This window comes from Halomicronema sp. CCY15110 (genome assembly GCF_016888165.1).
Classification (GTDB): Bacteria; Cyanobacteriota; Cyanobacteriia; order Phormidesmidales; family Phormidesmidaceae; genus Halomicronema.
The window spans coordinates 1-14,155 of sequence record NZ_JACSWC010000136.1 but is presented as its reverse complement, the minus strand read 5'-3'; the positions used below and the strand labels follow the sequence as shown (position 1 = coordinate 14,155).

15 protein-coding genes are annotated in these 14,155 nt (G+C 52.0%); 9 read left to right on the top strand and 6 right to left on the bottom strand.

Annotated features, from left to right (window positions below):
• Positions 1-53: 53 nt before the first annotated feature.
• Together JUK32_RS02445 and JUK32_RS02440 are read right to left on the bottom strand one after the other, a co-directional pair.
• Positions 54-395 (bottom strand): hypothetical protein, encoded by a 342-nt coding sequence (locus JUK32_RS02445; RefSeq protein WP_239112248.1) that lies wholly within the window; start codon positions 393-395, stop codon positions 54-56.
• Positions 396-399: 4 nt separating this feature from the next.
• Positions 400-687 (bottom strand): LuxR C-terminal-related transcriptional regulator, encoded by a 288-nt coding sequence (locus JUK32_RS02440; protein WP_204137261.1) that lies wholly within the window; start codon positions 685-687, stop codon positions 400-402.
• 419 nt (positions 688-1,106) lie between these two features.
• On the opposite strand from JUK32_RS02440, the gene JUK32_RS02435 reads away from it, so the two are divergent.
• Positions 1,107-1,382, top strand: a complete 276-nt coding sequence (locus tag JUK32_RS02435; protein ID WP_204137260.1) for a Calvin cycle protein CP12 — start codon at positions 1,107-1,109, stop codon at positions 1,380-1,382.
• A 130-nt stretch (positions 1,383-1,512) separates the two neighbouring features.
• Here the strand turns inward: JUK32_RS02435 and JUK32_RS02430 are convergent, their stop codons facing one another.
• The 3 genes from JUK32_RS02430 to JUK32_RS02420 form a co-directional block, all read right to left on the bottom strand.
• A complete protein-coding gene (locus tag JUK32_RS02430; protein WP_204137259.1) occupies positions 1,513-1,923 on the bottom strand; it encodes a thiol-disulfide oxidoreductase DCC family protein in 411 nt (136 codons plus the stop codon).
• Positions 1,924-2,208: 285 nt separating this feature from the next.
• A complete protein-coding gene (locus JUK32_RS02425; protein WP_039724886.1) occupies positions 2,209-2,448 on the bottom strand; it encodes a NifU family protein in 240 nt (79 codons plus the stop codon).
• A 93-nt stretch (positions 2,449-2,541) separates the two neighbouring features.
• Positions 2,542-3,114: a peroxiredoxin gene (locus JUK32_RS02420; protein ID WP_204137258.1), complete on the bottom strand. Its 573-nt coding sequence runs from the start codon at positions 3,112-3,114 to the stop codon at positions 2,542-2,544.
• Between the two features lie 390 nt (positions 3,115-3,504).
• Here JUK32_RS02420 and JUK32_RS02415 point away from each other — a divergent pair, with 390 nt between their 5' ends.
• From JUK32_RS02415 to JUK32_RS02380, 8 genes are all read left to right on the top strand, one after another.
• The gene (locus JUK32_RS02415; RefSeq protein WP_239112247.1) at positions 3,505-5,082 is read left to right on the top strand and encodes an NAD(P)/FAD-dependent oxidoreductase; all 1,578 of its coding nucleotides are present in this window, start codon (positions 3,505-3,507) and stop codon (positions 5,080-5,082) included.
• Positions 5,079-5,909: a SirB1 family protein gene (locus JUK32_RS02410; RefSeq protein WP_204137257.1), complete on the top strand. Its 831-nt coding sequence runs from the start codon at positions 5,079-5,081 to the stop codon at positions 5,907-5,909. The genes JUK32_RS02415 and JUK32_RS02410 overlap by 4 nt, the downstream gene beginning before the upstream one ends.
• A gap of 350 nt (positions 5,910-6,259) precedes the next feature.
• Positions 6,260-6,634 (top strand): 30S ribosomal protein S12, encoded by a 375-nt coding sequence (gene rpsL, locus JUK32_RS02405; protein WP_204137256.1) that lies wholly within the window; start codon positions 6,260-6,262, stop codon positions 6,632-6,634.
• Positions 6,635-6,762: 128 nt separating this feature from the next.
• A complete protein-coding gene (gene rpsG, locus JUK32_RS02400; RefSeq protein WP_204137255.1) occupies positions 6,763-7,233 on the top strand; it encodes a 30S ribosomal protein S7 in 471 nt (156 codons plus the stop codon).
• Positions 7,234-7,323: 90 nt separating this feature from the next.
• A complete protein-coding gene (gene fusA / locus JUK32_RS02395) occupies positions 7,324-9,399 on the top strand; it encodes an elongation factor G (protein ID WP_204137254.1) in 2,076 nt (691 codons plus the stop codon).
• 26 nt (positions 9,400-9,425) lie between these two features.
• The gene (gene tuf / locus JUK32_RS02390; protein WP_204137253.1) at positions 9,426-10,658 is read left to right on the top strand and encodes an elongation factor Tu; all 1,233 of its coding nucleotides are present in this window, start codon (positions 9,426-9,428) and stop codon (positions 10,656-10,658) included.
• A gap of 125 nt (positions 10,659-10,783) precedes the next feature.
• On the top strand, positions 10,784-11,101 hold the full coding sequence (gene rpsJ, locus JUK32_RS02385) for a 30S ribosomal protein S10 (RefSeq protein ID WP_039724891.1): 318 nt from the start codon (positions 10,784-10,786) through the stop codon (positions 11,099-11,101).
• Between the two features lie 158 nt (positions 11,102-11,259).
• Positions 11,260-11,898, top strand: coding sequence for an LON peptidase substrate-binding domain-containing protein (locus JUK32_RS02380; protein WP_204137252.1), 639 nt, complete (start codon positions 11,260-11,262; stop codon positions 11,896-11,898).
• Positions 11,899-12,017: 119 nt separating this feature from the next.
• Here JUK32_RS02380 and uvrC read toward each other — a convergent pair whose 3' ends face one another.
• Positions 12,018-13,931, bottom strand: coding sequence for an excinuclease ABC subunit UvrC (gene uvrC, locus JUK32_RS02375; protein ID WP_204137251.1), 1,914 nt, complete (start codon positions 13,929-13,931; stop codon positions 12,018-12,020).
• Positions 13,932-14,155: the final 224 nt, after the last annotated feature.

Below are 14,155 nucleotides of genomic sequence, written 5' to 3'. Positions count from 1 at the left end.
TTAGATCCATCGGGTCGGCAGCAAGAGACATTAGCACATGCTAGATTTCTGAGCTACTTACTCAACGTTTCCCACTGGCCGTAGCGATCGCCGTAGTAGGTCAAAACCGCTTCTACCTGGGGCTGGCACTGGTCGGCGGCATCGGCGGCATAGCGAATCCACACCCCACCAACCTGACTCTGCAAGTAGTCAAATTCTTTCGAGGTCTGCGGCAACAAACCCGTATTTACGCCCTCAATTTGCCGTAAATGCGCCGCCACCTCACGATATACCGCTAGTGGCAACTGCGGACTATGCAGACGATACTCCACCTGTTCCGGTGCCGAAACCTCAGTCGGTGGAGTGGGGCGAACCATCTTGGCTGATGTGCGGTTTTGCTCTATCGAATCTGCCATACGCTCAAGAAACCGATTTCTGCTGATCCACATTGGGCAGCGTACAGCAATTCACATCATTGATACAGACCTTGCCCCACTGAAGTGCCCATCGCACCAGGGCGACGCGATTTCCGGTGGCGGTTTTGGTCAAAATATTGCTGATGTGATTATCGACCGTGCGCTTGCTGATTTCCAACTCCTCAGAAATTTCTTGGTTGGTGAGTCCTGCGGCGACGAGTTCCACAATCTGGAGTTCGCGTTCTGAAAGCGTGCTTTGAAGTTGGGGATCGGGAGTGCCACTGCCTGCCATGGGTATCAATAAGTCTTATATGTATATATGCTTATCAGTTTACTGCGATTAGCTAGCTTACGCTGACCTGAATTTAGTTGCCCACCCCAATTTGATCCCCAGATGATCGCCACGCTCTCCCCCGGCAGGTCAACAAACTTGGCGGGCTAATGCCTCTCGATTTGTCGTTAGCGGCTACCGGGCTTTACCGCGCCGCACAAAAAGTTCATACCGACTGAACGCCTAACGCTATCAGACTGGAGAGCACCCCCGTTTCGGACAAGCACATGTAACTTCATGCGAGGAAATAGTTCCTCACAAGGAGTAAGAAAAACTCATGAAACATAGAAAAAACTTATATCCAAAACCCTCGAACATTGGCTGACTTTATCGCTAGGCTGTACATAAGTTTGACCGATAGAAATCAACCCACAATCGCTATGACTTACACAAAAACAGCTCCTGCAATTACGACTACAACTCCAAAAGCGATCCCAGTTCCTTCTTTAGCAACCCGTTTGCAAGCGGCGTTAGAACATGCCCGTCGGCTTACTGAGATGCGCGGCACGGCGGATATTGAAGTGGCGATCGCTTGGGAAACGGTGGAAGAGTTGCAAGTCGCCTGGTATCGCCACCAGCAAAACTCACCGACATATTTTGAGCAATATTGTGTCGCTCATCCGGATGCCCCAGAATGTCGCATTTACGAAGACTGATGTAACTGTCCTGACTACACGTCCTGACTCAACCCATCTCAGCGGTTCAACCCGGCCTCAATCAACACAATGAGCTAGCGGAAACTCCGGTTTCCGCTTTTTTGTGCGCATTTTGCTCTCATGATCGGGATCAAACTTGTGAGCAGCGATCGCTCTCACACATCTGGTAAGCCGACTCATACAGGTCATCGCGCCCACCAAAGAGGGTGTAGCGATGATCGCGAATAAATCGATAAAAGCCATCGCCAGCGGTCTTGGCACCGGGGAGCGATCGATATGCCTGCACAAACAAGTTTCCTAGCGGCAGCAAGCGACCAATCTCTTCAGCGGCATCGCTCCCCTGCCAACGGATTTCAGGTTGTTGAGGATTCAGTAAAATCATGCCCGCTTCGCAGTCCTCGGCAGTAATATGCCATTGGCTCAGCGTGCCTTCATCTTGCATGGGCACATAGTGAAACTGGTGCCCCTGGTCGAGTTGCTCAAGCAAGCGCACCAGCGTCACACACAAGTTACAGGTTCCGTCATAAATTACTGCGTACATAAATCATCCGAATCGAGATCGCGCCTATTCAACCTAAACGATCTACCGTCAGCGATGCCGCTGCATCAACTGTGCTCACTCGCTCGACAGATTAGCTGCCCCAAAGCTCTATCGGTCAAGTACTTAAACCGTTTACGGGCACTGCGGTCATCGCATCAAGCGTGTGTAGCTACGAGCCGTGAACAAATGACTACACCGTAGAATAATCTGAATGGTAAATCTGTTCCCCCTCAGCCACTAATTGCGTCTGCCAAGGACTAAAGGGGAAATCCGAATGCGATCGCACTAAACGACTTGCTCGACTTCGGCAATTTCAGGAATGAACTCGCGCAAGCGGCGCTCGATCCCCATGCGTAGGGTCATGGTTGAACTTGGGCAGGAGCCGCAAGCCCCTTGTAACCGCAAGCGCACAGTGGGGCCATCAATCTCAACGAGTTCAACGTTGCCCCCATCGGCCATCAGATAAGGACGCAGTTCATCTAATACTGTTTCCACGTTGTCTGAAGTCAAGGCCAAAGTTTGCATAGTTCTCCTTCACAAATTAAATAACTAATAAACTCTATTTTAAGGAGGTGGTGGCAGGTTGCGGAGATCTCACCCCTGACAATCCTCAATGCCTTAACTAGCCACGCCCCTCGCAGGCATGAGCAACGACTCTAACGTGAGCAAAACTTCTTGACTATGAATTGCCGGTCGCACGCCCAAAAAGCGTTCCCGCAAAATGCCGTCCGGGTCGATGAGGTAAGTGTGACGCAGCGATCGCCCGGTCAGCCAAGAGCCATACGCCTGGCTCACCTCACCACGCACATCCGATAGCAGCGGAAACTCAATGCCTTCAGCGGCACAAAAACTTTCGTGAGAACTGACATCATCGCCACTCACGCCCACAATTTCCGCATTCAGCGCCCGAAAATCGGCTCGACTTTCTTGAAAACGCCGGGCCTCTAATGTGCAACCCGACGTCCCGTCTTGTGGATAGAAATACAGCACCACCCAGCGACCACGATAATCCTCCAAAGCAATTTCCCCCTGCCCAGAGTTAGTCGGCAACGTAAACGCAGGAGCTGGCTCGCCAATGATCGGCTGTGGCCCACCTAGCGCCCAGGCTGGCGGGGCTGTCACACTCCAGCTCATGGCCATAGCGACCAGTATGATGACCCCTGCCAGCCAACGACGGCGCGAAATAAACATGTCAAACTGCCCTAAACACTTAACAAAAGTTTAGGATCTAAGGGCGATTCTTGCAGGCTAAGTTTCCGAGTCTGGTGATTCTTCCCATGTCTCGGTAGCCGAGAAAGGAGTTGCTGAGTTGCGCGGCTTGAACACCTGCTGGCCGAGTTGTTGGCACTGTTCAGCGGTCATCAAGGTCACCCAGCGCCCTGATTGCGGGTCACGATAAGTCCAGAATGGATTATCTCTCGGTTCAGAAGAAGGCGGTTGCTGTGGCATCGTCTCTGGATCAGACTGTAGGCTCGCTACAAGCAGCTCCGACGGCTGCTAGTTAACTTTTAGAATTCCCGATATCGCTCTTCGGCATCTCCGATAAATTGCTGAATTTCATAAACTGCTGAATTTCAACCCATGCCCTCTATGACTCCGTCCGATTCCCGCACGACCCCCGACTGGTTGGCCCATTTGCCCAATACGCTGACTGGCTTGCAAGTGGTTGATGACCGCTGGCAAAAATATCGTCAAGGTAATTTGGCGGTGCCAGACGTCATTCACCAGACTGAGACTCAGCTACCCACCGTGGAGTGGGATGTGGTCATCAGCGGTGGCACCTTAGGTATTTTGCTGGGGGCGACTCTGGTGCAACAGGGCTGGCGGGTCGCCGTATTAGAAAAAGGTGCTCTGCGGGGGCGTGACCAGGAGTGGAATATCTCGCGACCCGAACTCCAAACGTTAGTGGAGTTAGATTTGCTGTCCGAGGCAGAACTGGAAAGGGCGATCGCGACCGAGTACAACCCCGCCCGTATCCAATTTGGCGACAGTGACCCGGTTTGGGTGCGCGACGTGCTCAACATCGGGGTTGATCCGGTTTATCTGCTAGAGACACTGAAGCAGAAATTTTTAGCGGCGGGTGGCACTCTGATCGAGCAAACTGCGTTTCGGAATGCCTCGGTGCATCCCAATGGCGTGATCATCAGTGCCGGAGAGCAAAAATTTCAGACCCGCTTGTTGATTGATGCGATGGGCCATTTTTCGCCTTTGGTACAGCAGGCGCGGCAGGGCAGCCAACCCGACGGCATTTGCCTGGTGGTGGGCACCTGTGCCAATGGCTACCCCGAGAATGAGACGGGGGACTTGATCGTTTCTTTTACGCCTGTACGTCGTCAATGCCAATATTTTTGGGAAGCATTCCCAGCTCGGGATGGTCGTACGACTTACTTGTTCACTTATGTGGATAGCCATCCCGACCGGCTCAGTCTCACCGATCTGTTTGACGACTATTGGCAACTCTTGCCGGACTACCAGCAAGTTGAGCTCAGTCAACTCGACATTAAGCGGGCGGTGTTTGGCTTTTTTCCCTGTTATCGTGACAGCCCACTGCAGTATCCCTGGGGGCGGGTGCTACCCGTGGGGGATAGTAGTGGCAGTCAGTCACCCTTGAGTTTCGGCGGGTTTGGGGCCATGATTCGGCACCTGCCACGCCTCACCAGCGGCATTGACGAAGCGTTGAGCACAAATTGCTTAAGTGCGGATGATTTAGGCTGGCTGCAGCCTTATCAGCCCAACTTGTCTGTAACCTGGCTGTTTCAAGAATCGATGCGGGTGGGCATGCAGCAATCGCTGCCGCCCGACCAAATTAATCACATTCTCGGCACGATTTTTGGTGACATGGCCGCCCTGGGCGACGCTACCCTCAAACCGTTTTTGCAAGATGTGGTGCAGTTTCCGGCCCTGGCTAAAACGCTCTTACGCACCTCCGTCAAGCATCCGGGGCTGGTTGCTCAAATTTTGCCTCAGGTGGGAGTGGGGGCGATCGCTCGCTGGTTGCCCCATTACCTTGCCCTGGCCGGATATTCGCTGCTACGCCCAGCGGTTCAAACGATGCAACCGCTTACCACTACGCTTTCTGAAAAGCAGCAATACCAGTACCATCGTTGGTTAGATGCTTTGCAATACGGTACCGGCAGCGACTATAGGGGAAGTCCATGAGCTCATCGTTGGCCCGCGATCGCTTTACAACAGAAGTGCAGCGCCCGGATGAAGCCATCAATCTAGCCCTGGCGGCCCTCTATATTGCCCAAGAAGAGTATCCTGAACTCGATTGCCGGGCCTATCTCCAGCGGTTAGACGAGATGGCCGACGAATTGCGCGATCGCCTGCCCGCCGAAGCCTATCCCCTTAAAATCATCCGCGCCATCAATGACTATCTATTCGCAGCCCAGGGCTTTGTGGGCAATACCCAGGATTACTACAATCCCCAAAACAGCTTTCTCAACCACGTGCTGGATCGCCGCACGGGCATTCCCATCACCCTGTCACTCGTTTATTTGGAACTCGCCAACCGCATTGACTTTCCCATGGCTGGAGTCGGTATGCCCGGTCACTTTTTAGTTCGCCCGACATTAGCGGAGATGGCGATTTTTGTCGACGCCTTTCATCAAGGTGAAGTCATGTTCGAAGAGGATTGCCGCGATCGCATCAAAACCATGTACGGAGCAGAAGCGCGGATGCTCCCCCATCACCTCGAACCGATTGGCAAAAAGCCGTTCCTCGCGCGCATCCTCACCAACCTGAAAGTGATCTACTTACAGCGGCAGGATATTACTCAGGCGTTAGCCGCGATCGACCGCATCTTGCTGTTATTACCCAATGCTTTGATGGAACGCCGCGATCGGGGCCTTATCTACTATCGCGAAGGTAAATTATCCGAAGCGAAAGCCGATCTCAAATACTATCTGTTGAATCATCCAGATGCGTCCGATAGTTTTGAGATTCAGCAGGTATTGAGCCAAATCAATATCGCGTTGAGTGAATAAACGGTTGTCACACCTCCGTCAAAGCTCCTCAGGTCAAGACTTCAGCCTCGTGCCGCAATTTGCCAAGGAACTCCACAATTGCGAAGAATTGACTGGGGGCCGCTGACGCCTCCTCCAATCCGTCAGTTCTGAGTTGACATCGTCCAAGGGGAATTTTCGTCGCCATCTTGTGGGAATCTCTTGCCCAGCCCGCCACCTTGCCAGAATTTCCCAACCGCCGCAGATAGCTACAAGGCTGATCCTGTATCGCTTCAAGATGTTTTCATTGACACACGTAGTTTTTCTTCAGTATGATTAGAGCTTGTGACCTCATTAGAAAATCACACCATTCAACTTAATTTGACGACCCAATGCCAACAATTCAGCAGTTAGTTCGCCTAGAACGAGCCAAGTTACAAGAGAAGACCAAATCCCCTGCGCTCAAGAGCTGTCCGCAGCGGCGCGGTGTGTGTACCCGTGTTTACACAACCACTCCTAAGAAGCCCAACTCAGCGCTTCGCAAGGTGGCGCGGGTTCGTTTGACCTCTGGCTTCGAAGTGACTGCTTACATTCCTGGTATCGGTCACAACCTCCAAGAGCACTCCGTCGTGATGATTCGTGGCGGTCGTGTCAAAGATTTGCCCGGTGTTCGCTATCACATTATTCGCGGCACTTTGGATACGGCTGGCGTGAAAGATCGTAGACAGGGCCGTTCCAAATACGGTGCTAAGAGACCTAAAGGTTAAGTAAGAGTTACCGCTCAGCTTTTGACGTAGCGGTTTGAAAGTCTTTCGGGTCTGGGGAGTGTCCGTGTCAACTAGCCCCCCATCCAAACTGTTTTCCGCCCATTTGCCATCTCAGCTTAAGGAAAGTTATGTCTCGTCGTACGTCTGCACAAAAACGGGTCGTTCCACCCGATTCAGTCTATAACAGTCGCTTGGTCAGCATGATGATTCGCCGCATCATGCTCGATGGTAAGAAATCAGTGGCGAATGGCATTGTCTACAATGCTTTCACGATTATTTCAGAGCGTACTGGCAGTGATCCTCTAGAGGTATTTGAAGAGGCTGTTCGTAACGTGACGCCCCTGGTCGAAGTCAAGGCTCGACGGGTCGGTGGTGCCACCTATCAGGTACCGATGGAAGTCCGTCAAGACCGGGGAACGGCCCTCGCCTTGCGATGGATCACCCAGTTTTCGCGCGCTCGTGGTGGTAAAACAATGGCCATGAAATTAGCGAACGAGCTGATGGATGCGGCAAACGAGACTGGTAGCGCCGTTCGCAAACGTGAAGAAACCCACCGCATGGCTGAAGCCAACAAAGCCTTTGCTCACTATCGTTATTAAAGGCTGAACCTTTGTAGTTCGCGTCGGACGCTTGATGTTTGAAGCGATCGCCTGAACATCAGACTGTCTGAATGGCTTAAGGAGAACGTCGTGGCACGCACTCATCCCCTCGAAAAAGTTAGAAATATCGGGATTGCCGCTCACATTGATGCCGGCAAAACGACGACAACTGAGCGGATTCTGTTCTACTCCGGTGTGGTACACAAAATCGGAGAAGTTCATGATGGCACTGCGGTCACGGATTGGATGGCGCAGGAGCGTGAGCGCGGCATCACGATTACGGCGGCAGCCATTAGTACTAATTGGCGCGACCATCAGATCAACATCATCGATACCCCCGGACACGTTGATTTCACCATCGAGGTGGAGCGTTCCATGCGGGTTTTGGACGGTGTGATTGCGGTTTTCTGTTCCGTGGGGGGAGTGCAGCCTCAGTCAGAAACCGTCTGGCGGCAAGCCAACCGTTATCACGTGCCGCGCATTGCCTTTGTCAACAAAATGGATCGCACTGGGGCGAACTTTTTCCGAGTTCATCAGCAAATTCGCGATCGCCTCAAAGCCAATGCGGTGCCGATTCAGATTCCCATTGGTGCGGAAGATGGTTTCACCGGGGTCGTAGATTTAGTAAAAATGCGGGCTCGCATTTACAACGACGATCTGGGCGTGGATATGGTCGATACTGACATTCCAGCCGAAATGCTTGAAGTGGCCGAAAAATATCGCACTGAACTGCTTGAAGCGATCGCCGAAACCGACGACACCCTGATGGAGAAGTATCTGGAAGGGGAAGCACTGAGCGATGCCGAAATTGCTCTCGGCATTCGCCACTCAGTGTTGACTGGGGCGATCGTGCCGATGCTATGTGGGTCAGCCTTTAAGAATAAAGGCGTCCAGTTGCTGCTGGATGCCGTGGTGGATTACTTACCCGCACCGACAGAGGTTCCTCCCATTCAGGGCATGTTGCCTGATGGCGGTGAAGTGGCGCGGCCAGCCGACGACAATGAGCCCTTCGCCGCTCTTGCCTTCAAAATCATGTCCGATCCCTATGGTCGTTTAACATTTATCCGCGTCTACTCGGGTGTTTTAGAAAAGGGTAGCTACGTTCTGAATGCGACTAAAGACAAGAAAGAGCGGGTCTCTCGCTTGATTGTCATGAAAGCGGACGATCGCATTGAAGTGGATGAGCTGCGCGCTGGAGACCTCGGCGCTGTCTTAGGGCTGAAAGACACCTTCACCGGAGACACAGTTTGTGATCCTAAAGCGCCTGTGATTTTGGAATCCCTCTACATTCCAGAGCCGGTTATTTCGGTGGCGGTTGAGCCCAAGACCCAGCAGGATATGGACAAGCTCTCGAAAGCATTGCAATCGCTATCAGACGAAGATCCCACATTTAAAGTCAGCACTGACCCAGAAACCAACCAAACAGTGATTGCTGGGATGGGAGAGCTGCACCTGGATATTCTGGTTGATCGAATGCTCCGAGAATTTAAGGTCGGGGCCAATATCGGCAACCCTCAGGTGGCATATCGTGAAACCATTCGGAAATCGACCCAAGTTGAAGGTAAGTTCATTCGTCAAAGTGGCGGCAAAGGTCAATATGGCCACGTCGTCATTGAGATCGAACCAGCTGAAATGGGCAGTGGTTTTGAATTCGTTTCTAAGATCGTCGGTGGAACGATTCCGAAAGAGTTTATCGCCCCCGCCGAGCAGGGTATGAAAGAGGCTTGCGAATCTGGTATTCTAGCCGGGTATCCTGTAATCGATTTAAAGGCTACACTAATAGACGGCTCTTATCACGACGTTGATTCCTCAGAGGTAGCTTTCAAGATTGCAGGGTCGATGGCTATGCGTGAGGGCGTCTTAAAAGCTTCTCCTGTACTCCTTGAGCCTACGATGAAAGTTGAGGTAGAAGTCCCTGAAGATTTCTTAGGGGACGTTATTGGTGACCTTAACGCTCGTCGAGGTCACATTGAGGGTATGGGATCTGAAGAAGGCATCACCAAGGTAACTGCAAAAGTTCCCTTGGCCGAGATGTTTGGTTATGCCACCGATATTCGGTCTAAGACCCAAGGTCGTGGCATCTTTTCGATGGAGTTTAGCCACTATGAAGAGGTACCTCGGACTGTGGCAGAAGCCATCATCGCTAAAAACAATGGGAACGCGTAGGTTTAGTTTAGGGACACGTAACGTAAATGGCACGAGAGAAGTTTGAAAGAAACAAACCTCACGTCAACATTGGCACGATCGGTCATGTTGACCACGGTAAAACCACGTTGACTGCAGCAATCACTATGGCGCTTGCTGCAGCAGGTGGTGTTAATAAAGCTCGTAAATACGAGGATATCGACGCTGCGCCTGAAGAAAAGGCTCGCGGCATCACTATCAATACTGCTCACGTTGAGTATGAGACTGATAATCGGCACTATGCTCACGTCGATTGTCCGGGACACGCTGATTATGTGAAAAACATGATCACGGGTGCGGCTCAGATGGATGGCGCTATTTTGGTCTGCTCCGCTGCTGATGGCCCCATGCCTCAGACTCGGGAGCACATTCTGTTGGCTCGTCAGGTTGGCGTACCGGCGCTTGTCGTGTTCTTGAATAAGCAAGACCAAGTTGACGACGAAGAACTGCTGGAGTTGGTCGAGTTGGAAGTTCGTGAACTTCTGAGCGACTATGAGTTCCCGGGCGATGACATCCCCATCACCACTGGGTCGGCCCTCAAGGCAGTTGAGGCTTTGACCGCAAATGCCGCGATCGCCAAGGGCGATGATGAGTGGGTTGACAAGATTCTCGCTCTGATGGATACCGTCGATGACTATATCCCCACCCCTGAGCGCGATGTTGATAAGCCCTTCTTGATGGCCGTTGAAGACGTCTTCTCGATTACAGGTCGGGGTACTGTTGCCACTGGCCGGATCGAGCGCGGTGTCGTCAAGGTCGGAGAAACCATCGAAATCGTTGGTATTCGCGATACTCGTAGCACTACTGTGACTGGCGTTGAGATGTTCCAGAAGACTCTGGATCAAGGCCAAGCGGGTGACAACGTGGGCGTTCTGCTTCGCGGTGTCCAAAAAGATGACATCGAGCGGGGCATGGTGCTGGTGAAGCCAGGAACCATTACGCCTCACACAGAATTTGAAGGTGAAGTATACATCTTGAAGAAGGAAGAAGGCGGTCGTCACACACCTTTCTTTGCTGGATACAAGCCTCAGTTCTACATTCGGACAACTGACGTAACGGGTGAAATTTCTGCATACACTGCTGATGATGGCAGCACTGTGGAAATGGTCATGCCTGGTGACCGTATCAAGATGACTGTGAAGCTCATCAACCCCATTGCGATTGAGCAAGGCATGCGCTTTGCCATTCGTGAAGGTGGCCGTACGGTCGGAGCGGGCGTTGTGTCTAAGATCGTTGCGTAAGCACTTTCGTTGACCCTTTGAGAGGAGAGTTCTTATCAATAGAACTCTCCTCTTGTAGTCTCTTTCACTATCGTTGGCTCTGCAACGCCAACGCGAACCTTGAAAATTTACCGTAGACAACTTGCATGGCAACTATTCAGCAGCAAAAAATTCGAATTCGTTTAAAGGCTTTTGATCGTCGTTTGCTCGATACTTCTTGCGAGAAGATTGTGGATACTGCTAACCGCACTAACGCAACTGCGATCGGGCCGATCCCCTTACCGACCAAGCGTAAAATTTACTGTGTACTGCGATCTCCCCACGTCAATAAGGACTCGAGAGAGCATTTCGAAACTCGAACTCATCGCCGCATTATTGATATCTATCAGCCCTCTTCCAAAACTATCGACGCCCTCATGAAGCTGGATTTACCGGCTGGGGTTGACATTGAGGTAAAACTCTAAATGAGTGACTGACTCATCGAGAAGGGTCAAGGTCACAGTTGGAAGAAGTCGGTTTTAGCCACATGTTAAAAAATGATGCGATAGAATACTAATGTTTAGTTGGTTAAAGAAAATTCGTTAGCCACTACTGTTATCGCAATCACGGCAAGACAAGATAAATGCCTGCTTCTTCATTGGCTGTCAGAGAAATTCCACTGTTCCCTTTACCTGAACTCGTACTATTTCCAGGGGCTCATTTGCCCCTCCACATTTTTGAGTTTCGCTACAGAATCATGATGAACACAATACTCCAGGGTGATCGAAGCTTTGGAGTATTAATGTTTGACCCAGAAACGAAATCGCCTGCCCGCATTGGGTGTGCAGCTGAAGTCTTGCATTCTCAAAAGTTACCCGATGACCGCATGAAAATGCTCAGCATCGGCAAACAGAGATTTCGAGTATTGGACTACGTGCGTGAGAAGCCTTATCTCGTGGGTCTGGTCGAGTGGATTGATGACCAACCGACCGAGCAAGATTTATCCACTTTAGTGGATGAAGTTGACCAGCTTTTAAGGGATGTCGTTCATCTGTCTGCTAAGTTGACCAGTCGGGAAGTTGAGTTGCCCAACAACATTCCTTCCATGCCCCAGGAACTGTCTTATTGGATTGCCAGCAACTTATACGATGCGGCGGACGAACAACAGGCATTATTGGAAATGCTTGATACTGAAAACCGCTTAGAGCGAGAAGCGGAAATTCTGACCACGACCCGCAATCATCTAGCGGCGCGTACCGCCCTCAAAGACGTCTGGGAATAGCGGATTAATGCCTCACCTCCCCAACAAACAGGTTTTATCGGTTGCACAACGGCCAGCGAATAAAACCTGTTGCGGCATGGCAATACTCATCAACTGGGTCCTAATTCACCTCGTTGGGCTTAAACGGTCTGGTTGACGGCTGTTGGGGAATCATCACTCGCGGCAGGATGAAAGTACTCATAAATCTGCTGGGCCATATGGGGGCCAATACCAGGAACTTGCTCTAGCTGCTCTGCGGAAGCTTCGCGAATGTAGTCAATGGAGCGGAACGCTGCCAGCAGCTCTTTTTGTCGGTGTTGCCCCAACCCAGGGATGTCGGATAGGCGCGATCGCCGCATCCGGTCTGTCCGTTTTTTGCGATGAAAGCTGACGGCAAATCGGTGAGCTTCGTCCCGCAGGCGGCGTAATAGTTGTACACCGGGTTGCTCAGCCTCCGTACTCAGTGGCAAGGACTCACCCGGCAAAAAGATTTCCTCTCGCTTTTTGGCCAAGCTCACCACATTGAGATCTTGCAAAAGGTTCATCTCCCGGAGCACTTCAACCACTGCCGAGAGTTGCCCTTTCCCCCCATCAATCATGACTAAATCGGGCCAGTCAGGATTTCCCACTCGCGGCTTCTGGGGATCAGTCGCGTAACGACGAAAGCGCCGCTGAATCACTTCGGCCATGCTGGCAAAGTCGTCGGAGCGGCCAGAGCGCACCTCAGGATTCTTGATTTTGTAGTGGCGGTAGTGCTGCTTGGCGGGCATACCGTCCACAAAAACTACTTGCGAGGCAACTGCATCGGAGCCCTGGATATGGGAAATATCGTAGCCTTCGATGCGTTTGGGTTGATCGGGCAAGTCGAGGATTTCGGCTAAGTCTTGCATAGCCTGGGCGTTGCGATCGGCCACTTTTTGGGTGCGCACCAGTTCATACTGGGCGTTGCGCTCGACCATTTCCACCAATTCGGCTTTAGTCTGGCGCTGGGGCACCTCGATCGCGACCTTCCGGCTCCGGCGCTCAGTCAGGTATTCCGCCAAGATGTCGGCTTCAGGCAACTCATGCTGCACCAAAATTTCCGCCGGGATCTCGATCGCTTCCACCATGGAATAGTGTTCTTCCAACACCCGCTGGAGAATTTCTCCCGGTGTTCCCGCTTGGGCATCGGCGTTGAATCCGAGCCGTCCGACCAAACGACCGGCGCGAATTTGGAACAGTTGAATGCAGGCAAACTGATCGTCGCTGGAGAGCGCGATCGCATCTCGCGACACCGTATCATCTGGCAGCGCTACTTTTTGATGGGCCGTTAACCGTTCTAATCCTTGCAACTGATCGCGAATCTGCGCGGCCTGCTCAAACCGTAGCTCCTCAGCGGCCTTTTCCATTTGCCGGGTCAGGATATTCTCTAATTCGTTGGTGCGCCCTTGGAATACCATCGCCACCCGCTGCACCGTCTTGTGGTAATCCTCTGAGGAGATCAGCTCTTGGCAGACACCGGGACAGCGGCCAATGTCGTAATTTAGGCAGGGACGATCTTTGAACAGCGGCTGGGGACGCTGGCGTAGGGGAAAGGTACGCTTGGCAATGCTGAGGGTGCGCCGCAAGAGCCCGGCATCGACATAGGGGCCGTAGTAGCGATCTTTCAGATTTTTGCGTCGCTTGCGGGTGACGAAGATGCGCGGATAGTTTTCCGACCAGGTGATGCAGAGGTACGGATACTTTTTGTCATCCTTCAGCAGCACATTGAAGTGGGGTTGGTGCTGCTTGATCAGGTTCGCTTCGAGCGCCAAGGCTTCGGCTTCGGTATCGGTGATGATGAACTCGATATCGGCAATTTGCATCACCATGATGGCGGTGCGCGGCATGTGGCGATGGGTGTCGCGAAAGTACGATCGCACCCGATTTCGCAGCTTTTTGGATTTGCCGATATATAAGATCTGATCCCGCGCGTCTTTCATAAAGTAGACGCCGGGCTCGGTGGGCAACTCCTTGAGCAGAGTTTCCAGCCGTTCGGAATCTTTGACCAGGGTTAGACGCTCTTCAGAATACACGGGCAGATGTGAGGGCGAATGTATGTGCTAATAGCATAGCGAGAATAGCAAAAACGCTTCGATAGGGGAATGGGCTGTTGAGAATTGACCTATCGGCCAGGGAAGGAGCAAAGTGGTTGGGTTGACATCTCTAGGAGAGAGCGATCGCTAAGGGACTTGCGCGCAAAAAAGATCCCCATGAGCCGAGTTTCGACTCCGCTCAACTCTCGATACTGGTAGGTTGA